20 protein-coding genes, 1 pseudogene and 1 riboswitch are annotated in these 22,456 nt (G+C 68.6%); of the genes and pseudogenes, 7 read left to right on the top strand and 14 right to left on the bottom strand.

What is annotated here, in order from left to right; translation table 11 throughout:
• Positions 1-49 precede the first annotated feature (49 nt).
• From ACXI0U_RS13220 to ACXI0U_RS13200, 5 genes are all read right to left on the bottom strand, one after another.
• Positions 50-1,012, bottom strand: coding sequence for a hypothetical protein (locus ACXI0U_RS13220; RefSeq protein WP_479550375.1), 963 nt, complete (start codon positions 1,010-1,012; stop codon positions 50-52).
• 84 nt (positions 1,013-1,096) lie between these two features.
• Positions 1,097-2,119 (bottom strand): FecCD family ABC transporter permease, encoded by a 1,023-nt coding sequence (locus ACXI0U_RS13215; protein ID WP_479550374.1) that lies wholly within the window; start codon positions 2,117-2,119, stop codon positions 1,097-1,099.
• Positions 2,116-3,081, bottom strand: coding sequence for an ABC transporter substrate-binding protein (locus ACXI0U_RS13210; RefSeq protein WP_431482172.1), 966 nt, complete (start codon positions 3,079-3,081; stop codon positions 2,116-2,118). The genes ACXI0U_RS13215 and ACXI0U_RS13210 overlap by 4 nt, the downstream gene beginning before the upstream one ends.
• Positions 3,078-3,851: an ABC transporter ATP-binding protein gene (locus tag ACXI0U_RS13205; protein ID WP_271658263.1), complete on the bottom strand. Its 774-nt coding sequence runs from the start codon at positions 3,849-3,851 to the stop codon at positions 3,078-3,080. Before ACXI0U_RS13205 ends, ACXI0U_RS13210 begins: the two co-directional genes overlap by 4 nt.
• 23 nt (positions 3,852-3,874) lie before the next feature.
• Positions 3,875-6,013 carry a TonB-dependent receptor gene (locus ACXI0U_RS13200; RefSeq protein WP_479550373.1) on the bottom strand — a complete coding sequence of 713 codons (2,139 nt, stop codon included), beginning with the start codon at positions 6,011-6,013 and terminating at the stop codon, positions 3,875-3,877.
• 107 nt (positions 6,014-6,120) lie between these two features.
• A riboswitch (cobalamin riboswitch) is annotated at positions 6,121-6,322 on the bottom strand.
• 251 nt (positions 6,323-6,573) lie between these two features.
• Here ACXI0U_RS13200 and ACXI0U_RS13195 point away from each other — a divergent pair.
• Both ACXI0U_RS13195 and ACXI0U_RS13190 read left to right on the top strand, forming a co-directional pair.
• On the top strand, positions 6,574-7,017 hold the full coding sequence (locus ACXI0U_RS13195; RefSeq protein ID WP_479550372.1) for a PaaI family thioesterase: 444 nt from the start codon (positions 6,574-6,576) through the stop codon (positions 7,015-7,017).
• Between the two features lie 3 nt (positions 7,018-7,020).
• Positions 7,021-8,049 carry a zinc-dependent alcohol dehydrogenase gene (locus tag ACXI0U_RS13190; protein ID WP_479550371.1) on the top strand — a complete coding sequence of 343 codons (1,029 nt, stop codon included), beginning with the start codon at positions 7,021-7,023 and terminating at the stop codon, positions 8,047-8,049.
• Here ACXI0U_RS13190 and ACXI0U_RS13185 read toward each other — a convergent pair whose 3' ends face one another.
• On the bottom strand, positions 8,050-8,517 hold the full coding sequence (locus ACXI0U_RS13185; RefSeq protein WP_184489495.1) for a MarR family winged helix-turn-helix transcriptional regulator: 468 nt from the start codon (positions 8,515-8,517) through the stop codon (positions 8,050-8,052).
• A 116-nt stretch (positions 8,518-8,633) separates the two neighbouring features.
• Between ACXI0U_RS13185 and ACXI0U_RS13180 the strand changes: the two genes are divergently transcribed.
• Complete coding sequence (locus tag ACXI0U_RS13180) at positions 8,634-9,239, top strand: glutathione S-transferase (RefSeq protein WP_479550370.1); 606 nt, start codon at positions 8,634-8,636, stop codon at positions 9,237-9,239.
• Between the two features lie 679 nt (positions 9,240-9,918).
• On the top strand, positions 9,919-10,863 hold the full coding sequence (locus tag ACXI0U_RS13175) for an IS110 family transposase (protein ID WP_431482168.1): 945 nt from the start codon (positions 9,919-9,921) through the stop codon (positions 10,861-10,863).
• 30 nt (positions 10,864-10,893) lie between these two features.
• Here ACXI0U_RS13175 and ACXI0U_RS13170 read toward each other — a convergent pair whose 3' ends face one another.
• Entirely contained in the window at positions 10,894-12,084 is a 1,191-nt protein-coding gene (locus ACXI0U_RS13170; protein ID WP_479550369.1) for a helix-turn-helix transcriptional regulator, read from the bottom strand.
• 184 nt (positions 12,085-12,268) lie between these two features.
• Between ACXI0U_RS13170 and ACXI0U_RS13165 the strand changes: the two genes are divergently transcribed.
• Complete coding sequence (locus ACXI0U_RS13165) at positions 12,269-12,610, top strand: hypothetical protein (RefSeq protein WP_148304319.1); 342 nt, start codon at positions 12,269-12,271, stop codon at positions 12,608-12,610.
• Between the two features lie 171 nt (positions 12,611-12,781).
• Here ACXI0U_RS13165 and ACXI0U_RS13160 read toward each other — a convergent pair whose 3' ends face one another.
• The 3 genes and pseudogenes from ACXI0U_RS13160 to ACXI0U_RS13150 form a co-directional block, all read right to left on the bottom strand.
• Positions 12,782-13,993 carry an MFS transporter gene (locus tag ACXI0U_RS13160; RefSeq protein ID WP_479551097.1) on the bottom strand — a complete coding sequence of 404 codons (1,212 nt, stop codon included), beginning with the start codon at positions 13,991-13,993 and terminating at the stop codon, positions 12,782-12,784.
• Positions 13,994-14,011: 18 nt separating this feature from the next.
• Positions 14,012-17,062 (bottom strand): annotated as a pseudogene (locus ACXI0U_RS13155) (efflux RND transporter permease subunit); the annotation flags it as partial.
• Position 17,063: 1 nt separating this feature from the next.
• On the bottom strand, positions 17,064-18,185 hold the full coding sequence (locus tag ACXI0U_RS13150) for an efflux RND transporter periplasmic adaptor subunit (RefSeq protein WP_374980494.1): 1,122 nt from the start codon (positions 18,183-18,185) through the stop codon (positions 17,064-17,066).
• Positions 18,186-18,333: 148 nt separating this feature from the next.
• On the opposite strand from ACXI0U_RS13150, the gene ACXI0U_RS13145 reads away from it, so the two are divergent.
• Entirely contained in the window at positions 18,334-18,978 is a 645-nt protein-coding gene (locus tag ACXI0U_RS13145; protein ID WP_479550368.1) for a class I SAM-dependent methyltransferase, read from the top strand.
• 29 nt (positions 18,979-19,007) lie between these two features.
• On the opposite strand, the gene ACXI0U_RS13140 is transcribed toward ACXI0U_RS13145, so the two are convergent.
• The 4 genes from ACXI0U_RS13140 to ACXI0U_RS13125 all read right to left on the bottom strand — a co-directional run bounded on the left by ACXI0U_RS13140 (position 19,008) and on the right by ACXI0U_RS13125 (position 21,617).
• Entirely contained in the window at positions 19,008-19,661 is a 654-nt protein-coding gene (locus ACXI0U_RS13140; RefSeq protein WP_479550367.1) for a peroxiredoxin, read from the bottom strand.
• Between the two features lie 114 nt (positions 19,662-19,775).
• Entirely contained in the window at positions 19,776-20,342 is a 567-nt protein-coding gene (locus tag ACXI0U_RS13135) for a DUF4291 domain-containing protein (RefSeq protein WP_479550366.1), read from the bottom strand.
• A gap of 43 nt (positions 20,343-20,385) precedes the next feature.
• Positions 20,386-21,093, bottom strand: a complete 708-nt coding sequence (locus ACXI0U_RS13130) for a DUF1963 domain-containing protein (RefSeq protein ID WP_479550365.1) — start codon at positions 21,091-21,093, stop codon at positions 20,386-20,388.
• A gap of 83 nt (positions 21,094-21,176) precedes the next feature.
• Positions 21,177-21,617, bottom strand: a complete 441-nt coding sequence (locus ACXI0U_RS13125) for a MarR family winged helix-turn-helix transcriptional regulator (RefSeq protein WP_479550364.1) — start codon at positions 21,615-21,617, stop codon at positions 21,177-21,179.
• Positions 21,618-21,689: 72 nt separating this feature from the next.
• Between ACXI0U_RS13125 and ACXI0U_RS13120 the strand changes: the two genes are divergently transcribed.
• The gene (locus tag ACXI0U_RS13120; RefSeq protein WP_479550363.1) at positions 21,690-22,424 is read left to right on the top strand and encodes a siderophore-interacting protein; all 735 of its coding nucleotides are present in this window, start codon (positions 21,690-21,692) and stop codon (positions 22,422-22,424) included.
• Positions 22,425-22,456: the final 32 nt, after the last annotated feature.

The raw sequence follows: 22,456 nt of genomic DNA, 5'->3' as shown, positions 1-22,456 counted from the left end.
AAGGGGATTTCGATCAGTGGGATGGCATCGGGCGCCACCCCACTTGGCTTCAGTAGAAGGCCACGGCTTTCAGCCGGTCCATCGAGTCGCCGAAGTGGTAGCTGAACGGACGACCCAGGGCGCCGGCCAGATGTTCACATTTCGATGCCAGGTCCATGTGGGTGTTGACGCCGACCTTGGCGTTCTCGTGTTCGACGCCCCCGACGGGGCCGATGACGAACTCGAACTGGTTCAGTTCGCGCTTGTTGCGAAGGGGAGTCGATCGGTCGGTCACGGCAGAGGTGACCAGGATCGTCTCCTGGCTCACCAGGGCCTCCATGGCCGGGTCTGCGAAGCGAATCTCCACCGGGATCTCGTCGTAGGAGTAAGGGGTGGAAAGGTTCAGCAGCATCATGTGGCGATAGGGGCTCCCTTCCTGCTCCGGTGCTTTCAAACCGATGAAGGGCAGGGCGGGCTCGAAGTGCGCCGTCACGTTGCAAACCGCCTCGCTCTGCATGCTCTGCGAGCCCTTGAGGGCCATGCCGACCAGGTCGGTCAGGCCGTAGGCCACGCTCAGGGATACGTGGTCGAGGCTGAAGTGAGCGTCGTACTCGCGAGGCAATTCGAGGGCCTCGGCGCGAGCTTTGGCCTCGGTGGGATCCATGGCGTCGGGGTGAATGGCCAGGTGCATGTCCAGCGAGGCGTTGCGGCCCTCTACGATGGCCTCGAGGGCGGCTTGCAGGGCCGTCTTCTGTGCCGGTTCCAGACCACCGAACAGCGGCTCGCTGAGCACCAGTTCCTGACTCAGGCTGCCGGCGACCCGAAAGGTGACCTTCTCCGGATCGATGCCCTGTGCATGAATCAGCGCTGACAATTGTTCGTGGTAGATCGGCAGGAGTTCGTCACCGAAAGTGGTATCGAGTACCGAGCGCTCGAAGGTGAGCGTGGCGAAATCACTGTCGCATCCACCGAGCAGGAGCGCGGCGGCAAGCAGTGACAGGGAGCGGGTGGTTCGGGGTGTGCTGGAGGTCATCGTGCGTCCTTGTTGATGGGCGGCGGTATTTCACCACAGGCCCTGCCCTGCGTGCATCGCTACGTCCCGTCCTGCTGCCGGCGGTCAACGCCGACGCAGCAGGCCAACGAAGAACAGCCCGCCGATGGCTGCGGTGGCGATGCCGATGGGCAGGTCCTCGGGGGCGACCAGGGTGCGGGCGGCGACGTCGACCCAGACCAGGAACAGCGCGCCGAGCAGGGCGGCGACCGGCAGCAGGCGGCGGTGCTCGGCGCCCACCAGGCGCCGGGCCAGGTGCGGCAGCATCAGGCCGACGAAGCCGATGGCGCCGCTGAGGGCCACCAGCACCCCGGTGAGCAGCGAGGCGCAGACGAACACCTGCAGGCGCACCCGCCGGGCGCTGAAGCCCAGGCTGACGGCGGTCTGCTCGCCGGCCATCAGGGCGTTGAGCCCGCGCGCCTGGGCGAGCAGCACGAGCAGCCCCAGGGCCAGGCAAAGTGCCGGCGGCCAGAGCAGCTCCCAGCGCGCGGCGCCGAGGCCGCCGAGCATCCAGAACACCACCGAGCTGGCGGCATGGTGGTCGCCGAGGAACAGCAGCAGGTTGACCAGCGCCATGCACAGGAAGGACACGGCGACGCCCGCCAGCAGCAGGCGGTCGCTCTCCAGGCGGCCGTGGCGGCTGGCGATGGCCAGCACCAGCAGGGTGCTGCCCAGGGCGCCGACGAAGGCGGCCAGGGGCAGGCTGAGCACGCCGATGAATTCGCCCAGGTAGAGCAGCACCAGCACCGCGCCCAGGGCCGCGCCGGAGCTGACCCCGAGCAGGTGCGGGTCGGCCAGCGGGTTGCGCGTGGCCGCCTGCAATGCGCCGCCCACCAGGGCCAGGCCGGCGCCCACCAGCGCACCGAGCAGTACCCGGGGCGCGCGGATCAGCCAGACGATGTGTTCCTGGCCACGGCTCCAGTCGCCCGCAGCGCTCATGCCCAGGCGCTCGGCGAGGATGCCCCAGACGTGGGCCTGGGGCACCGCGGCCGGGCCGAAGCCCAGGGCGACGATGCAGGAGAGCGCCAGCGCCACGGCCAGGCCGAGCAGCAGCAGGCGGTAGGCGCCGGGCGTGCGCACCGGGCTCATGGCGTCTTCCCGGCGAAGCGTTCGGGGTGCAGGCCGGCGGCCAGGGTCTCGATGGCCTCGATGTTCTCCACCGAGGGGGTGACGGCGAGGTAGGGCAGGACCAGGAAGCGCTGCTCGCGGATCGCCTCGACCGATTGCAGGGCCGGGTGGGCCAGGAGGAAGTCGCGCTTCTGCTGCCAGCTGCGTTCGCCGTAGTCGACGATGAGGATCACCTGCGGGTCGCGCTCGACCACGGTTTCCCAGTTGACCTGGGTCCAGCTGGCGGCGAGGTCGTCCATCAGGTTGTGGCCGCCGGCGGCGTCGATGATCGCTTGCGGCATGCCCAGGCGGCCGGAGGTGAAGGGGCGGTCCTCGCCGCTGTCGTAGAGGAACACCCGGGGTGCCTCGCCGCCGTTCTCCAGGCGTTTGGCCACCTCGGCCTGGCGCGTGCGCAGGCCGGCGACCAGGGCGTTGGCGCGGGCCTCGACGTCGAAGATGCGGCCGAGGTTGTCGAGGTCGCGGTAGAGGTCCTCCAGGCTGGCAGCCTCGCGCGGCATCACGTGGGCGCAGGATTCGCTCAGCTCGTACACCGGGATGCCCAGGGGCGCGAGGGTGGCCGGGGTGACTTCGCCGCCCACGCGCATGCCGTAGTTCCAGCCGGCGAAGAAGAAGTCGGCGTCGACGTTGAGCAGCGTTTCGATGGAGGGGTATTTGCGCGCCAGCTCCGGCAGGTCGCCCAGGGCGGCCATCAGCCGGGCGTCGGGGGTCTTCCAGCCGCTGATGCCGCTGTAGCCGACCATGCGCGATTGCAGGCCGAGGGCGACCATCATCCCGGTGAGGTTGATGTCCTGGCTCACCGCCCGCTGCGGTGCGCGTTCGAACACCACCTGGCGGTCGCAGCTGGTGACGCTCAGCGGGTAGTCGGTGGCCTGGGCGAGGGGCGCCAGGAGCAGGGCGAGCAGGGCGATAGGCGAAGGCTTCATGGGGTGATCCAGGTGATGCGCGGGTGGTCGGCGAGGGGGTGGCGGTCCACCAGAGCGTGCACGCCGAACACCTGTTGCAGCAGCTCGGCGGTGAGCACGTCGGTGGGGGTGCCGCTGGCCACCACGCGGCCTTGGTCCAGTACGTAGAGGCGGTCGCAGAAGGCCGCCGCCAGGTTGAGGTCGTGGAAGCTGGCCAGGGTGCTCAGGCGCAGCTCGCGCAGCTGCTGCAGCAGCTCCAGCTGGTAGCGCGGGTCGAGGTGGTTGGTGGGCTCGTCGAGCAGCAGCAGGCCTGGGCACTGGGCCAGGGCGCGGGCCAGCAGCACGCGCTGCTTCTCGCCGCCGGAGAGGCGGGCGAAGGCCTGCTCGCGAAGCCCGGCCATGCCCACCGCCGCGAGGGCTTCGTCGACGATGCGCGCGTCCTCGGCATCGTCGCCGTCGAACAGGCCCTTGTGCGGCGAGCGGCCCATGGCGACCACCTCGGCCACGGCCAGGCCGAAGTCCTGGGGGAACTCCTGCAGCACCACGGCGATGCGTTGCGCGCTCCAGCGCGGGCTGCGTCGCCAGAGGTCGTCGCCGTCCAGGGCCACCCAGCCGGAGGCCGGGCGCTCGGCGCGGTAGGCGCAGCGCAGCAGGCTGGTCTTGCCGCTGCCATTGGGGCCGATGAGGCCGACGAACTCGCCCGCGCGCACCTGCAGGTCGATGCCCTGCAGGAGCCAGCGCGGGCGGCCGTCGGGTGCCCAGGCGAGGTCGCTGATGTTCAGTGATGGCATGCCGGGCACTCCCTTTCGCCGGATCAGAAGCTGTAGTCGGCGGTGACGAAGAACGACCGCGGCTGGCCCAGCAGCCATTGCTGGCCACCGTTCTGCTGGGTGACGGCGTAGCGGCGGTCCAGCAGGTTGTTCAGCTCCAGGCCCAGGCGCGTGTCGGGCAGCACCTGCCAGCCGAGGTTGGCGTCGAGCACGGTGTAGCCCGGCACCTTCACGGTGTTGGCGGCGTCGGCATAGCGGGCATCGACGTAGCGCGCGCCGATGCCGGCGTCCAGGTCACGGCCCAGCTGCTTGCTCAGCCACAGGTTGGCGGTGCGTCGCGGCACGTCGGTGGGGCTGTTGCCGGAACGGGAGATCAGCTGGCCACCGGCGGACTCGTTGAAGTCGTCGTACTCGGCGCGCACCACGGCGGCGTTGGCCGAAACGTGCCAGCCCTGCTCCAGCGCCAGCTCCAGGGTGGCTTCCAGGCCATCGGAGGATTGCTGGCCGATCTGCTGGGTGGGCCGGGTCACCGACTCGCGGGAGAGCAGCTTCTTCTTGACGATGTTGTAGGCGGCCAGGGTCCATTCGCCGCGCCCGTCCCAGAACTGCTGCTTGAGGCCGAACTCGGTCTGCTTGGACTCGGTGAGGTCCATCTTCTGCTGGGTGGGGCTGAGGGTGATGAGGTTGCTCACCCCGTCCTCGCTGGTGGAGTACTGGCCATAGAAGGACAGCTGCGGCGTGGCGGCGAACACCAGGCCGGCGCGCCAGTTGCCGCCGGAGAGGCTGCGGTCGCTGCGGGTGTTCGCGCGCAGGTCGTTGCGGTCGATGTGGTTCTGGTCGCGGCGGATGCCGGTGACCAGGGACCAGCGCTCGTCGAACTGGGTGCGGTTCTCGGCGAACAGGGCGACGGTGCGGGTTTCGCTGCGCGAGTGCGGGCCGTAGGCCGAGGCGCTCTGGTAGTAGCCGGGCGTGGGGTTCCACGGGTCGACGTAGTTGCCGCCCACATCGATGTAGGGCGAGTTGTTCAGCAGGTTGAAGCGGATGCGGTTGAACTCGGCGCCCACCAGGGTGCGGCTGCTGAGGCCGAACAGCGAGTGGTCGAAGGTGAAGGTCTGGCGGTCGCCGATCTGCTCCTGCTCGTGCTTGATGCGCAGGTTCTCGGCGCGCTCCAGCTGGCCCAGGCCGGCGTCCCAGTTGTAGGCCTCGGCGTTGCGCCAGTAGCGGCGGCTCTTGATGTGGTAGAGCTGGTTGCTGGCGCTGATGCCCTCGGCCAGGGTCCAGTCGGTGACGAGCCGGGTCCACTGGTCGTTGTAGTGCTGCTCGGCGTTGTGCAGGTTGTAGTTCTTCTCCTTCAGGCTGTCGCGTAGGTGGCCGTCGATCAGCGGCGTGCCGAAGTAGTTCATCGGCGTGAGGTCGCCCTGGTCATGGGCCAGGGTGAAGGCCAGGTCGTCGCGGGCCTGCCAGCGCAGGGCGGCGCTGAGGCCGAGGTTCTTCGAGTCGCCACGGTCGATCCAGCCGTGGCTGGTTTCGCGGTTGAGGTTGAGGCGGTAGCTGAGGGTGTCGGTGAGCGAGCCGCCGCTGTCCAGTGCCATCTGCTGGCGGTCGTCGGAGCCGTAGCCCAGGCGCAGGCGGTTGCGGATCTCGCCCTCGAAGGGCTTCTTCGGCACCACGTTGATCACCGCGCCGGTGGCGCCTTCGCCGTAGAGTACCGAGGCCGGGCCACGGATCACGTCGATGCGTTCGACCATCCACGGGTCGGTGGGGAAGGTGACGGTGCCCATGCCGGTGTAGAAGCGCGTGCCGTCGTGAAGCTGCATGACCGAGGCGTGGCCGGTGAAGCCCCGGGCCGAGAGCGCGGTGCCGCCGTTGCCGGGGGTGCCAATGTTGCTGATGCCGGGGGAGCGGGTCACGGCGTCCTGTACGGTGGCGTTGTTGCGCCCGCGCACCTCTTCGCCACTGATGCTGCTGGTGCTGGCCGGGGTCTCCAGGGCGGAGAGGCCCAGGCGCGAGCCGGCGGGCAGCGGCGTGTCGAGGCTGATGGGGGCGTCGTCCGCCTGGCCGGTGACGGCGGTGGCGGGCAGGGCCAGGGCGCCGTCTTCGGCGTGCAGGGCGAGGGAGATAGAGAGCGCGAGCAGGCCGAGGGCGGCGCTTGCCGGAGCGTTGGAGCTGAAGGTGCGGGACATGTCGTTCCTATCACGTCAGGAATGAATGGAGCCCGGAGGGAATGCAAAGGCGTGCGCAGGCGCGAGCGCCCAAGCGAAAACCGGCCCGTGCCCGCCCACCGCGGGTTTGCCTATCGATGCTCCAGGCCGGTCTCCGGGCTTGCGAGGATCACGCGGCATTCGCCTTCCCATGCAGGTGCACAGTGGCGTTTCGAATGCAGCGCTCGCTTACCGTTGCGGGGGCAGCGCCGGACTGGTCCTGAGGACGCACCGGCTTCCCGTTTCACCCCACGCACGACGGCGTGGGACACCTGGAACGGCGCGCATATGACCATCCACACGCCCGGGCGTCAACGCCAGTGTGTTGCGGCAGATGGCGGAAACGCCCGTTCCAGAGCCCTGTCGACCTTGCCGGAATGCCTTCTTTTTTGTCATATCAACAATGTTGATTTGAGGGTTGGCGCTCACGTATCGTCCGTCCACGGGCTGCAGGGCGATTCCCTCGCGCTGGCCCTGTGGAGGGCTGCCGGCCCTCCATCCCGCAATCGCTCGCCGACCCCGGCAGAGCCAGGAGCCCTGTGATGACCGATACCCCCAACAGAACCCTGCCTTCGGGCCTGCAACTCCTCCAGGCGGCGATCGCCGGCAAGCTGCCCGCACCCGCCATCGGCGACACCATGGCGATGAAGGCGGTGGGCGTGGAGCCCGGACGCGTCTTCATCGAGGCGCGGCCGGATGCCCGCCACCTCAACCCGGCCAACGCGGTGCACGGCGGTTTCGCCGCCACCTGCCTGGACGGTGCGGCGGCCCTGGCGCTGTTCTCCACTCTGGCTGCCGACACGCCCTATTCGACGGTGGACCTGGGCGTGAAGTACCTGCGCCCGCTCAAGGTCGGCGAGCTGTACAGCGTCGAGGGCTGGCTGGTGGAGCGCACCCGCAGCCTGGCGGTGTGCGACGCCCATATCCGCGACGCGGCCGGCAAGCTCTGCGCCCGCGCCACCACCACCTTCAACGTGCGGGACTGAGCCATGCGCGAACTCATCGTCAAGGGCGCGGGGCGCCTGGCCTGGGAGGAGGCACCGTCACCGGTGCTGGATTCGCCGCTGGCGGCGCTGGTACGGCCCATTGCCTCGGCCTCCTGCGACCTCGATCGGCGCCTGGTGGCCGGGCTGACGCCGTTCAAGCCGCCCTTCGCCCTGGGCCACGAGTGCGTGGCCGAGGTGCTGGAAGTGGGCCCACAGGTGACCACGGTGAAGCGCGGCGACCTGGTCTCGGTGCCCTGGAAGATCGCCTGCGGCACCTGCCGCCAGTGCCTGGCGGGGCGCAGCACGGCCTGCACCGGCGTCGCCCGCCACGCGGCCTATGGCGTGCCGGCCGGCGGCCACTGGGGCGGGCTGTTCTCCGAGGTGGTGCGGGTGCCCTTCGCCGACGCCATGCTGGTGGTGCTGCCGCCGGGGCTGGACCCGGTGGCCGTGGCCAGCGCCAGCGACAACCTCACCGATGCCTGGGTGGCCACCAGCCGCCCGCTGGCGACGCGGGAGGAGGCGAAGGTACTGGTGGTGGGCGGCACCGAGAGCCTGGGCATTCTCGCGGTGCAGATGGCCCGCGCCGCCGGAGCGGCCGAGGTGGATTACCTGGATGGCGACGGCTACCGCGATGACCTCGCCGTGCGCAGCGGCGCCACCTTGCGCAACGGCACCGACGGCGCGCTGAACGAGCGTTACGACCTGGTGGTGTCCGCCACCCGCGACCCGCAGGCCCTGCGCACCGGCCTGCTGGCGCTGGCGCCGGGCGGGCACTGCTCGTGCATCGGCATCATCTTCGAGGACCCGGCCATCCCGCTGTTCGGCATGTACATGCGCGACGTCACCCTCTCGGTAGGCGCCTGCAGCGTGCGCCCGCACATCCCCAGGGTGCTGGAGCTGGTGGAGCAGGGGCATTGCGACCCGCTGCTGGTGAGCCCCAGCGTGGTGCCCTGGGAGGAAGCGACCGAGGCATTGATCCAGCCGCTGGCCAAGTGCATCGTGGTGCGCGAGCGCATCACCACGGCGGGCTGATCAGTCGAGGCGGGCGGCCAGGGATTGCATGACCGAGTGCCAGGCGATCCGGCCGTCCGTGTCGGTGGTGTCCAGTGCGGCGCGGATGACCCGGCGCTCCAGATCGGTGGCGCGGTGCTCCACGTCATGGCCTTCCGCGCTGAGGGAGAGGCGCTTGTAGCGATGCTGTTCCGGGTCGCGCTGCTGGGTCACCAGGGCGCGTTCGAAGAGGTGGGTCAGCGGGCGGTGCAGTGCCTGCTTGCTGACGCCGAGGAGGGCGGCCAGTTCGCCGACGTTGATGCCGTCGACGCGCCGGATGGCGTAGAGGATGCGATGGTGCACGCGCGACAGGCCGAGGGTTTCCAGGTAGGCGTCGGCGTCCACGGTGAGGCCGCGGAAGCCGAAGTGCAGCAACTCCAGCGCGACATCCAGATCGTCCAGGCGTCTGATGTCGGCGGAGTCCAGTTTGATTTTCCTGTCGATGACCATGGGCAGCTCCCGGGCGCGATGGGCGGGGATGCTACCGGCGCCGTCGGTGGTGGTCCAGTTGCAACCACAGCGGATGCCGGCAACCGAGCCGGCCCGCGCACAGGAGGAACTGCGTGATGAAACTGATCTATGCCGGAGCGTCGCCTTTCGCCCGCAAGGTCCGGGTGCTGGCCCTGGAGGCCGGGCTCGCTGCGGGCATCGAGATGCTCGACACCGCCGTGCTGCCGATCAAGGAGAACGCCGAGGTCAACCGCGCCAACCCGCTGGGCAAGATCCCGGTGCTGATCACCGTCGAGGGCGAGGCGCTGTTCGACAGCCGCGTCATCTGCGAATACCTCGATGCCCTGCAGAGCGGCGACGCCTTCTTCCCCCACGGCAGCGAACGCTGGACCTGCCTGACCCGCGCGGCCCTGGCCGACGGCCTGATGGATGCGGCGCTGCTGGTGCGCTACGAGGGCGCCATCCGCCCCGAGGCGTTGCAGTGGCAGGAATGGAAGGACGGCCAACTGGGCAAGATCCACCGCGCGCTGGACGCCCTGGAAGCCATCGCCGGGCAGCTCCAGGGCCCGGTGGACATCGCCCAGATCGCCGTGGGCTGCGCCCTCGGCTACCTCGACTTCCGCTTCGCCGACCTGGGCTGGCGCAATGGCCACCCGGGGCTGGAACGCTTCTTCGCCGCCTTCTCCGAGCGTGAGTCGATGAAGGCGACGGTGCCGGCCTGACACCGCTGCGTAGGGTGGATGGCGCTCCATCATCCACCAGCGGAGTCATATGGAAACCCGGAGCCCTCGTAGGTCGGGTGCAACCCGACAACGACCGTGCACAGGCCCACGCGGGTTTCACCCGCCCTACGATCTGCCGGGGCGCGCGGTGCTCGGTAGGTTGGGCTGAGGTACGAAGCCCAACGTCGCCAGGCCGGACATCGCTGTGTTGGGCCTCGCTGCGCTCGGCGCCAACCTACGGCGCGACCCCAATCCCGCGCCGGGGCTGACCGCTGTGTAGGGTGGATGGCGCTTCATCATCCACCAGCGGAATCACATGGAAACCCGGAGTTCTTGTAGGTCGGGTGCAACCCGACAATGACCGTGCATAGGTCCACGCGGGTTTCACCCGCCCTACGGGCTACGGTCTGCGCTCGACACCAACCTACGAAGCCGGGGTGTAGCCCGATCGCGAATGAATTCGCTTGTATGTCCTAGGGTGGAACCTGTCGGGGGGCGGAGGGAGCGAAATCGCTTCTGCAAGCCAGACCGTGGGAGATTTCTCCCGCCCCTCACCTCACTGCAAGCGCCGATAAGGAATCCATCGGCTCAGGTCCGCCCCCGAGACCGACCATATCTGCAAGCCTGCGCCATCGTGAGCCCCCGACAGGTCATTCCATCTTGGCCCTGGGAGTTCGTCATGACAATGCAGAGCACCGTAATCGGTATCGATGTCGCCAAAGACAGTCTGAGTCTGTATCGAGCAGATCTGGAGCAGGCCAGCGAGCTCATCAATGAGCCGCACGCTATCGCCACCTGGCTCAAGAGCCTGCCTGCAGGTTGCAGCCTGGCCATCGAAGCCACCAACACCTACCACGTTGCCGTCGCCACGCTGGCGCACAAACGTGGCCACAGGGTCTACGTGATCGATGGTTACCGCCTGAGCAACTACCGCAAAGGCATCGGTGGCCGGGTCAAGAACGACCTGAGCGATGCCCGTCTGCTGGCCCGCTACCTGGCTCATGAACAGAAGCAGTTGCACCCCTGGGCGCCGCCGAGCCGCCTGTACCGCAAGCTGCAGGCCCTGTTGCACCGTCGCGCCACCCTGGTGCGAGTAACGACGGCTCTGCGCCTGAGCTTCGCCCAGGATCGCCAACTGGCGGAAGCATTGAAGCCCGTCCTGCAGCAGATGAAAGACCTGGAGCGGACACTCAACAGGGCGCTGCAATCCACGCTGAAAGAGGCCGGCTTGAGCGCGCAGGCACAACGTTGCCAGGAGATCGAAGGGGTTGGCCCGATCACCGCTGCTGCGCTGAACCTGGCCTTCCTGCGGGGCACCTTCCGCAGTAGCGATGCGTTCATCGCCTTTCTCGGGCTGGATGTCCGGGTCAGGGAATCGGGGCGCTACATCGGCCGGCGCAAGCTGACCAAGCAGGGGGATCCGGAGATACGACGGCTGCTGCATAACGCCGCTATGGCCGCCAGTCGCACAGCGGCCTGGAAAGAACGCTATCAAGCTTATTTACAGCGGGGTTTGAAGAAGACCGAGGCCCTAACGATCCTCGCCCGGAAACTGGCCAGAATCGCCTTTGCCCTGATGACCAGCCAACAGCCGTACCGACACCGGGACGCTACGGCTGGTTGACATAGAATCTCCCACAGGTTCGGGGTCTGCCTAAGTGGTCGGCGGCGGGACGATGCCGTTGGCCTGCCAGCGCAGCACGGCGGGGCCGGTGAGGACGATGCGCACCAGGTCGGCCTGGCGGCTGGTGCCGGCCTTGGCGGCGGCGGATTTGAACTGGGCGCGCACGGTGTGCAGGGAGACCTGCTGGCGCTCGGCGTATTCCTGGGGCGTGAGGCCGTTGACCAGGGCCTCGGTGAGCCGCGCTTCGGCCGGGGTCATGCCGTAGATCGCGCGCAGCATCGGTGCCAGGGAGCCGATCACGGCGCCGGGGTCGCTGAGGAAGACCACCACCGAACTGCGCTCGCCGAAGGGCGAGGCCCAACTGGGCAGGGGCGCGATCACGGCGTCCAGCTGGGCGCCTTCCAGCCCGCGCAAACGTAGGGCACCACCGCCGTCGCCCGTGGCGCCCACGCCGGTGCGCAGGGCGCCGAACAGGCGTTGTTGCAGCAGGTTGTCGTCGGCGGCGTAGGTGGCCCGCAGGCTGTCGGCAGGGCCGAAGCGCAGCAGCCCGGAGCGGTTGGCCAGGCCGTGGGCCAGGCTGTTGGCATGGAGTACGCGGCCGCGATGGTCCAGCAGGATGATGCCGAAGGGGCTGGTCTCCAGCGCCGCCATCGAGGCCTGGGACAGCGCCTCCAGCCGGTGCAGCCGGCGGTGCAGGGCGAAGGCGGCCTGCAGGTGCGGCATCAGCGCGGAGATCACCTGCAGTTCTTCCTCGCGAAAGATGCCCACCCGCTCGGAGCGCACCACGGTGACGTTCAGCGAGCGGTCCTCGCGCTTGGACACCACCGCGGCGGATGAATAGAAGAAGTCCTGGTGGCGCAGCCAGTCGGCGTAGTACTCGGTGCGTTTGAGCTGGTCGTCCGGGAACAGGCTGGAGGAGGTGACCACATGGCCCTCGCCATGCTTCAGCGGGTCTTCCATCCAGACGTTGCGCTGGCAGTAGTACTCGGCGAAGTCCGCCATCGCCTGGGCGTCGATGCCGGTGAAGGTGGCGATGGAGCCGGTGCTGTTGTCGATCTCGGCGCTGCGGTCGCTGAAGTCGTGGCCCCAGATCATCGCAGCGTGGGAGTCGAGGCGCGCGGCGAAACCGGCGAGGAAGGCGTTCCAGCGGCCATTGTCCAGGGCAGCCTCATAGATGCTGGCGATCAGCGGGCCCAGGCCCAAGGGTTCAGAGACATCCATGCTTCCAACCTCGGTGCCGCTCGATATTGGCGAATGGCCATTATTCTTCAGCCGGCCGCGCCGGGTAAACAGGCGCATAGCCAATTCTGGTGATGTGCGCTGCCACAGGCTTCCCGGAGAATGCCGTTGGCCGTGGGCAGTGGCGCCCACGGCATCGACCAGACGTGCTCTGGAGGGGAGAAGGATGATCAGAAAAATTGCGTTGGGCCTGTTGGTGCTGGCCGGGGTGGCGACCTACGCCCAGGCGGATGAAGACATTTGCGAGGGCTGGACCCACAAGGCCTACCCGGTGCACATGGAGGCCTGCTCCTACCCGAATGGTGGCTCGGGCTACACCCGCATCACCAACAACGGCAGCACCGCCGCCGCCATCTGCTGGACCGTGGTGACCAACAGCGGCCGCGAGATCAACGGCTGCAACAGCCACATGGAAGCCGGGGAGACCAACGAGGCCGCCTGCGCCAGCTGTGGCCACAAGAACGGCGGCGTGCAGTACATCCTGCTGCAGAAGTACGAAGAACGCTGATCGCACCCGCTCGATCACTTCGCGCACGGTCGCGCGACCTCGGGTGACAGCATGCTGGCCCCTTCCAACGCTCCGGGGCGGGCCCGCGTCACCCGATTCTTTTGTTTCCATTCAGCCGCTCCCACAGGTGTACTGCATCCCGTAGGAGCGAGCTCTGCTCGCGAATCGCCCTCAGTCCGTCGCCAGCGCCACCGCGCGTGCCTGGTGCGCCCGGGCGAGGCGGAACAGGCCGAAAGCGGCGACGGCGAAGGTGACGTTGAGGCCGATCATCGGCAGCGCGCTGTCGTTCTGCAGGGCGCTGAGCAGCAGGCCGGAGAGGGTGGCGCCGGCCATCTGGGCGAAGCCGATGAAGCCGGCGGCGAGCCCCGCGCGGGTCGGGTTGGGGATCACCGCGCCGGCCACCGAGCCGGGCAGCACCATGCCGGCACCGAGGGTGAGCAGCACCTGCGGCAGCAGCAGGCCGGGCACCGAAGGGCCGGCGGCGAGCAGGATGGCGAGGGTGATCAGCGCACCGGTGGCCACCAGCGCCGTGCCCACGCCCACCAGGCGCGCCGGGCCCAGCTTCATGATGAGGCGGTTGCTGAGGATGGCGCCGGTGATCAACCCCGAGACGATGCCGCCGAAGACCAGCCCGTACTGGGTGGGGCTCAGGCCGAGCTGGCCGACGAACACCCGCGAGGAACCGGCGATCACGCAGAACATGGCGCCGTAGGTGCCGGCGATGGCGAAGGAGAAGGCACGCACCTCGGCCCCCTTGAGCAGTTCTCGGTAGTTGCCGGCGAGGGTGGCCAGGCGCCCGGCGAGTGGGTCCTTGGCCTGGTTGCTTTCGCGGTAGAGCAGGGTGCAGGCGAGCAGGGCGACGATGCCGATGATCACCGTGGCCACCACCACCGCCCGCCAGGAGCCGGCCTTGGCGGCGATCAGACCGCCGATGACCGGCGACAGCATGATGGTGCAGAGCATGCCGATCACGGTGATGGCCATGACCGGCCCGGCTTTTTCACGCCACACGTCACGCACGATGGCCCGTGCCACCACCAGCGCGGCGCAGGCGCCGAGGCCCTGCAGGGCGCGGCCGGCGATGAACTCCGGCATGGAGTGGGCGAAGGCCATCCACAGCGAGGCCAGCACATAGGTGGCGACACCGGCCAGCAGCACCGGCTTGCGGCCGATGCGGTCCGACAGTGGGCCGAAGAACAGTTGGCCCACGCCGAAGGCGCCGACGAACACCGAGAGCGCCACCAGGGATGAGCCGGGCGCGGCCGCCAAGCCGTGCTCGATGGCGGCGAGGCTGGGCAGCAGCAGTTGGGTGGAAACCTCGCCCAGGCCGCAGAGGCCGACGAGCAGGGTGAGCAGCAGGCCGGAACGGCGGGTGGCGTCCATGGGGGAGTCCTCCGGTGGGCGACGGGGTTTGCGCACCAGCACCAGGGTGCAGAGTGCCGGCAGGAACAGCAGGGTGAGCAGGGTGCCGACCAGCACGCCGCCGATGAGCACGAAGGCCAGGGACGACCAGAACACCGAGAGCGTGAGCGGGATGAAGGCCAGCGCCGCCGCCAGGGCGGTGAGCACCACCGGGCGGGCGCGGCGCACCGTGGCTTCGATGATGGCCTCGCGCACCTCCTGGCCGGCCTCGCGGTTCTGGCGGATCTGGTCGGTGAAGATCAGCGTGTTGCGCATGAGGATGCCGCCGATGCCGATCAGCCCGAGGATGGCGTTGAAGCCGAAGGGCTGGTCGAACAGCAGCAGGGTGGGCACGGCGCCGATCAGCCCCAGGGGCGCGGTGGCGAAGACCATGAACATCACGCCGAAGGAGCGCACCTGGAACATGATCACCACCAGGGTCAGCAGGATCATGATCGGGAACAGCGCGGCCAGGGCCTTGTTGGCCTTGGCGCTTTCCTCCACCGGGCCGGCGATCTCCACCCGGTAGCCGGACGGCAGCTGCGCCAGCAGCGGTTGCAGGTCGCGCCACACGGCCATTTCCACGTCCGGCGGCTGGGTGCCGTCGACGATGTCGGCGCGCACCTCGAAGGTGATGTCGCGGTCGCGGCGCTTGAGCACCGGGTCTTCCATCACCGCCTGGAAGCGCCCGACCTGTTCCAGCGCCACGGACTGCCCGGCGGCGTTGGTCAGGGTCAGGTCGGCGAGGTTGCCGAGGTTTTCGCGCTGGTCATCCAGCGCCCGGGCGACGACCAGCACGTTGCGGGTGCCTTCGCGCACTTCGGTGACGGTGTTGCCGGTGAGCAGGGCGTTGACCTGGCTGCGCACCTGGTCGGGGGTGAAGCCGAGCAGGCGCAGGCGGTCCTGGTCCAGCACCAGGCGGTAGGCGCTGGTGCGCTCGCCCCAGTCGAGGAAGCTGTCGCGGGTCAGGGCGTTGGCGGCCACCACCTGGCGCACGTCCTCGGCGATGCCGCGCAGCACGTCGGCGTCCGGCCCGGCCACGCGGAACACCACGGGGAAGGGCACCGGCGGGCCGAACAGCAACTGGGTGACGCGCACCCGCGCCGAGGGGAATTCACCGGCGGCGATGCGTTCGCGCATGCGCGCCTTGAGGGCGTCGCGGTCGTGGGCGCTGGCGGTCTGCACGATGAGCTTGGCGAAGGCCGGGTCCGGCAGCTCCGGGTTCAGCGAGAGGAAGAAGCGCGGAGCGCCGCCGCCGACATAGGCGTCCACCAGTTTGGTTTGCGGCTCTTCCAGCAGCGCGGTTTCCACCTGGGCGACCACCGCCTCGGTGGCCTTGAAGGCGCTGCCCGGCGGCATGTAGACCTCGAGGATCAGCTCGGAGCGGTCGGAGTTGGGGAAGAACTGCTTCTTCACCGCGCCCATGCCCAGCACGCAGAGCACGAAGGCACCGAGCACCAGGGCGGTGACCAGCCAGCGGTGTTCGACGCAGGCGCTCACCAGGCGGCGCAGGCGCGCATACCAGGGGCCGGCGTAGAGGGCGTCGTGGCCGCCAGGCACGGGAACGATGCGCGGCAGCATCTTCACCCCGAGGTAGGGCGTGAACACCACGGCCACCAGCCAGGAGGCGATCAGCGCGAAGCCGACGATCCAGAAGATGTTGCCGGCGTATTCCCCGGCGCCGGAGCGGGCGAAGCCCACCGGCAGGAAACCGATGATGGTCACCAGGGTGCCGGTGAGCATGGGCGCGGCGGTGGAGCTCCAGGCGAAGGTGGCGGCCTTCATGCGGTCGAAGCCTTCCTCCAGTTTCACCACCATCATTTCGATGGCGATGATGGCGTCGTCCACCAGCAGGCCGAGGGAGAGGATCAGTGCGCCGAGGGTGATGCGGTCGAACTCGCGGCCGGTCATGAGCATGATCACGAAGACGATGGACAGCGTCAGCGGCACCGCCGCGGCCACCACCAGGCCCACGCGGAAGCCCAGGGCGAGCAGGCTGATGAGCATCACCACGGCCAGGGCGACGAAGAACTTGAGCATGAATTCGTCCACCGCCAGGCGGATGTTCTTTGCCTGGTCGGAGACCTTGTCGAAGCTCACGCCCAGGGGCAGGTCGGCGTGGATGCGGTCTTCCTCGGCCTGCAGGGTGCGGTCCAGGTCGAGGCCGTTGAAGTGCGGCTCCATGATCACCCCGAGCATCAGCGCCGGGTCGCCCTGGTGGCGGATGCGGTAGCTGGCCGGGTCTTCGTAGCCGCGGCTGACGGTGGCCACGTCGGCGATGCGCAGCACCTTGCCGCCGGCGGCGATGGGCACGTTCTCGATCAGCGCGAGGGTGTCGAAGGCGCCGTCGATGCGGATGTAGGCACGCGGCCCGGCGGTTTCGACGAAGCCGGCGGGGGAGACGCCGTTCTGCGCGGCCAGGGCGGCGAAGATCTGTTCCGGCTTGATGCCGAGGGTGGCCAGGCGCTGGTAGGAGAATTCGACGAACACGCGCTGGGCCTGCTCGCCGAGGATGTTGACCTTCTTCACCCCCGGCAGGCGCAGGAAGCCCTGGCGCAGGTCCTCGGCCATCTTCACCAGCTCGCGGTGGGGCAGGGCCTTGGCTTCCAGGGCGTAGAGGGCGAAGTAGACGTCGGAATACTCGTCGTTGAAGAACGGGCCCTGCACGCCGCGCGGCAGGCGGGCGGCCTCGTCGCTGAGCTTCTTGCGGGTCTGGTAGAACAGCTCCTGGATGTCGCCGGGGCGGGTGGATTCGAGGAACTGCACCTTCATCGAGACGAAGCCGGGCTGGGCGATGGTTTCCACGCGGTCGTAGAAGTCCAGCTCCTGCAGGCGCTTCTCCAGGCGGTCGGCGACCTGTTCCTGCATCTCCCGCGCGGTGGCGCCGGGCCAGGCGGCGGTGACGGTCATGGTCTTGACGGTGAAGGAGGGGTCTTCGGCGCGGCCGAGCTTGCCGAAGGCGAAGACCCCGGAAAGGATCACCGCGATGATCAGGAACAGGGTCACCGCCGGGTTGCGTACGGCGATTTCGGAGAGGTTGAGGCCGCGCATCTCAGCGCACCTCGTCGTTCTGGCGGGCCAGCGCCAGGGCCTGGCCGGGCAGCAGGCGCACCTTGTCGCCTTCGTGTAGCAGGTGCGCGCCGAGGGCGACCACGCGCTGGCCGCTGCTCACGCCGCCTTCCAGCAGGGCGTATTCCTGGCCGAGGCGGGCGACCTTCACGGCGGCGAAGTGCACGCTGTCGTCCTCGCCTATGACCCAGACGCCGCTGCCCGAACCCGGGTTGTGCAGGGCGCCGATGGGCACCCGCAGCAGCTCGGCCTGCTCGCTCTGCAAGCGCACGGTGATGGTGGAGCCGATGCTGAAGCGCTCGGCGGCGCCATCGAGGATGTAGCGGGCGCGGTAGGTGCGGGTGACCGGGTCGGCGGAGGCGGAGAGCTCGCGCAAGGTGGCTTTCACCGCTTGCTCGCGGGCATCGAAGGGGTAGGCGAGGGCATTGCTGCCGGCTAGGGCGCGCTGGGTTTCCGGGAGGTCGATCACCGCTTCGCGGGCGCCGTCGTGGGCCAGGCGGGCGACGATCTGCCCTTCGGCGACCACCTGGCCGCGCTCGACGCGCACGTCGGTGATGATGCCGTCGCCATCGGCCTTGAGGGTCGAGTAGCTGCGGCGGTTCTGCACCTGACTGGCTTCGGAGCTGGCGGCGGCCAGTTCGGCCTCGGCCACGCGCAGGTTGGTGGCGGCCTGGTCGAACACCTGGCGCGACACGGCACCGGTGGTGGACAGGCGGCGGTAGCGGCTTTCGTCGTCACGGGCCTGGCGCAGTTGCGCACGGGCGGCGCTGACGCGGTTGTTGGCGGCGCGCAGGGCCAGCTCGAAGTCCTCGATATCCAGCACCAGCAGGGTGTCGCCCTTGGCCACCCGGGCGCCGGGGTCGACGCGGCGCTCGATCACCTTGCCGCCGACGCGGAAGCCCAGGTCGCTCTCGGTGCGCGCTGCCACCACGCCGGTGTAGGCGGCCTGGTGGCGGCTGGCGCTTTCCACCTGGGCGGCCAGTACCGGGCGCGGCTGCGGGCCGCTGGCGGCGGCCCGGGTGTCGGCCTGGCTGTTGCAGCCGCCGATGGCCAGCAGTGCTGCCAGCAGGGCCAGGGGGCGGAGGTTCAGCGCGTGTCGGTTCATGGTCCTGCACTCTCGGGGATGCCTGCGATTGTTTGGATGATATGCGTAATATTATTCGTCGCATAGATGTCGTTCGTCATTTAAAGGGGCGGTGAGCGCGGTGGCGGGGGCGGGTAGAATCCCCGGGCCTATCTCACGAGAGACCCCCATGCCCTTGCTGCCCGATGAGCTCGCCAACCTCAGCGCCACCACGCTGGAGGACTACAACCAGAACGCCGATGGCTTCCGCGAGAACACCCGCGACCATGATGTGAGCCAGAACATCGAGGCCCTGTTGCGGCATATCCACGGCCCGGCGCCGCTGGCCATCCTCGATTTCGGCTGCGGGCCGGGGCGCGACCTGCGCACCTTCCGCGCCCTGGGCCACGCGCCGGTGGGGCTGGACGGCGCCGAGCGCTTCGTCGAGATGGCACGGGCGGATTCCGGCTGCGAGGTGTGGTTGCAGTCCTTCCTCGACCTGCAGTTGCCGGCCGAACGCTTCGATGGTGTGTTCGCCAATGCCACGCTGTTCCACGTGCCGGGGCAGGAGCTGCCGAGGGTGCTGCGCCAACTGCACGCGACGCTGAAGCCGGGTGGGGTGCTGTTCAGCTCCAACCCGCGCGGGCAGAACCAGGAAGGCTGGAGCGGCAACCGCTACGGCGCCTGGCACGACTTCCCGGCCTGGAAGGCGCTGCTGGAGGCGGCGGGGTTCGAGGAGCTGGAGCATTACTACCGCCCGGCGGGCCTGCCGCGGGAGCAGCAGCCCTGGGTGGCGAGCGTGTGGCGCAGGAGCGGGACGGTGGCCCCGGACTGAAGCCCGGGCTACCACCGGGTGGAGCGGACCTACTTCGGCGCGGCGGTGGTGCGCAGGTAGGGCAGCTTGATGTTGATGCTGCCGTACTTCTCGCGGGCCTGGTCGTCATTGAGGGCGAGGGCGACGATCACGTCCTGGCCTTCGGTCCAGTTGGCCGGGGTGGCCAGGGGCACGTTGTAGGTCAGCTGCAGGGCGTCGAGGGCGCGCAGTACCTCGGCGAAGTTGCGGCCCACGGACATCGGGTAGGTCATGGACAGCTTGAGCTTCTTGTCCGGGCCGATGATGAACACCGAGCGCACGGTGGCGGTGTCGGCGGCGGTGCGGCCATCGGGCAGGTAGGCCTCGGCGGGCAGCATGTCGAAGGCCTTGGACACGGCCAGGGACTCGTCGGCGATGATCGGGAAGGTCGCGTTGGCGCCACAGAACGTCTCGATATCACCCTTCCACTTCTGGTGCGCCTGCACCCCGTCCACCGAGACGCCGATCACTTTGGTGCCGCGCTTGGTCCATTCGGCGGCCAGTTGCGCCACGGCGCCGAACTCGGTGGTGCACACCGGGGTGAAGTCCTTGGGATGGGAGAAGAGGATGGCCCAACTGGAGCCGATCCAATCGTGGAAGCTGATGCTGCCCTGGTCGGTTTCGGCCTTGAAGTCAGGGACCAGATCGTTGATGCGCAATGCCATGGTGGTGTCCTCCTGAAGTGGATGGCGGGCGGGTCGTGGGTGAGCGTAGACGGCTTTCGTGACGACGCTAACCCGCTGCCGCACGCCGCCGGCCGGGTTGGAGGAGCAGGTGTTTCAAGGGATGTATTCGCGCTCTTCGGGCAGCCTGCGTCGCGCCTCTTCCAGCTCTCCGGCTTGCACCAGGGCGTGGATGTCATGGGCCAGGCCGGTGACCTCGGTAATGCCCTGTATCCACTGCCCCACGTAGCGCTTTGAAGCCTCCGGGCCCAGGCCGATCTGGATCGCGCGGTGGGGCTGCGGCTCGAGGTGCAGGTTGCGTTCCGGGTCCCACTGGATGCGCACCGGCGAGGCGTTCTTGATGCGCTCCCATTCCTCCTTGCCCTGGCCCGGCTCCGGGTGGCTGGGGCAGCTGTTGGCCAGGGCCCAGGCGAAGCCTTCGTGGCTGATGTCGAGGGCGAGGATGCGCTTCTGCCCGCTGTCCTTCAGGCCCCAGCCGGCGCGGTACATCATCCAGAGGAAGGAGGGCTTTATCCAGGTCATGCGCTCCAGCTTGAAGGGTGGCGAGACGAAGGTGCCGTGGGCCAGCGCGCTGTCGGCGATGGCGTCGGAGTAGGCCTGGTAGACGCGGAGGGTGCGGGCGTCGTAGTGGGCCCTGATCTGTTTCTGGGGGATGGCCTGCATGGGTTCCTGCATTGGGATGAACCGTGGGTGAGGGGGCTGGGGTTCAGTAGAAGTCGTAGTAGAGCGCCCATTCGCCGCTGCTGCGGTGCTTCCAGAACATCAGGCTGCCGCTGTCCACGACGTTGAGGTTGATCTTGGCGTCGGAGGAGATCTGGAAGACGAATTCGAAGCCGTCGCCCGGGTCGATGCCGGACTGGCAGAAGGACGGGTAGCCGCCGATCTTGTGCGCGTAGCAGTGGCTGACGATGTCGTAGTAGCTGTCGATCGTGCCTTGGCGTTCCAGTTCGAGGATGCGGTCTTCCAGGTCCGCCGGCACGCCGCCGCCGTCCCATAGCGGGTAGTCCTCGTCCAGCCGTTCGGCCTTGAGCGGGAAGGGCTTGATGAAGGAGGCCGGTGAGGCCAGCTCCTTGCGTTCCAGCACCTCGTGGTGACCGTATTCGCGAATCAGCCAGTGGGCGCCCATGGGCTCCAGCGGCTCACCGAAATCGGCGGAGATGAACAGGGTCAGCACCCGCACCTCCGCCAGCAGCGGGTGGTTGACCGGCAGGCTCGGCAGGTGGAACTGGGCCAGGGGCAGCATGGCGTCCCCGGCCGCGTTGCAGGGGATGCCTTCGTCGGGGCGGAACAGGAAGACCCGGCCCAGCCAGCTTTCGTCGTCGGCCTGGGTGGGGCGGAAGCCGCCGGCGGTGAACTGCGTGGCGTGGCGGGCCAGCTGCTGGCGGATCGCCTGGATTTCATCGTTGTCGTGCATCTGTCGTCCCTGACCGGTGGGGAAAATCGCGGCGCCTATTCTGCGGTGTCGGCGGCCGCTGCGCATCCCTCGGGGGTTGGGCGTCAGTCTTCGGCGTTCAGGTTGGCCTGCACCCGCGCCAGCAGGTCGAGCAACTGCTGGCATTCCTCCTGGCTGAAGCCGTCCACCGCCACCTGGTTGAGGCGTCGGCCCTGTTGGCGCACCGCCTGGTGGAGAGCCGTGCCGGCGGCGGTGGGGTAGAGCCGGATGCTGCGCTTGTCGGCCTCGTCGGCCTTGCCTTCCAGCAGCGCCTTGGCGCGCAACGCCTGGATCAGGCGGGCGATCTGCGCCTTGTCGCGACCGGAGTGGGCCACCAGGTCGCTCTGGGTCGCCCCCGGATTGTGGGCGAAGAAGTTCAGCGCCTTGAATTCCATGTGGGCGAGGTCGTGGGCGCCGTCGCGCAGCGTCCGGTATTGCCGGGCGCGGTAGAGGTGCATGACGGAGTGGATGGATTCGAAGACGTCTTCGGCTGTATCGGTGGTCATATGGTTGACAGTATCAACTAGTGGTTTTTATGATCGTTGATGTTATCAACCATCCCTTGCGAGCAACAGCCCATGGACCAACCCGTACAGACCCGCCGCGTGCAGCGCGTGCGCCACGAACTGCGCCGCCGCGAGCTGGACGTGCTCCGCGTGGAGCGCATCAGCCCGCATTTCATGAGCGTCACCTTCGGCGGTGACGAACTGGCGGACTTCGTTTCCGCCTCCTTCGACGACCACATCAAGTTCATGTTCGTGGACGAGCAGAGCGAGCTCATCCGCCGCGACTACACGCCGCGCCACTTCGATCTTGAACGTCGCGAGCTGACCCTCGAATTCGCTCTGCACGGCGAGGGCGGCGCCTGCGAATGGGCCGAGCGCACGCAGCCGGGCGACTCCGCGCTGATCGGCGGTCCGCGCGGCTCGATGATCATCCCCCTGGATTACGACTGGCACCTGCTGGTGGGCGACTCCAGCGCCTTGCCGGCGATCCACCGCCGCCTGGAGGAGCTGCCGGCCGGCGCCCGCGTCACCGCCATCGTGCAGCTGGCCGAGGCCGACCGCCGCGATTTGCGCAGCGCCGCGAACCTCGATCTGCGCTGGGTCGATACGCCGGAGGAACTGGTCGCCGCCGTACAGGCCCTGCAGTTGCCGGCTGGCGAAGGCTACGCCTGGGGCGCCGGCGAGCACGGGATGATGACCCGCACCCGCGCCCTGCTGGTGGAGAAGGGGCAGCCGAAGGAGGCGATGCGCGTCGCGGCCTACTGGCGGCAGGGGTTTTCGGATCACCATGAGGACTTGGGGGACTGAGTTGGCGGCGCATCGATGGGTTTCGCTGCGCT

Source organism: Pseudomonas sp. C9D1, assembly GCF_056491235.1.
Note: the sequence above shows the minus strand (reverse complement) of the source record. Positions and strands in the feature narration are given on the sequence as shown.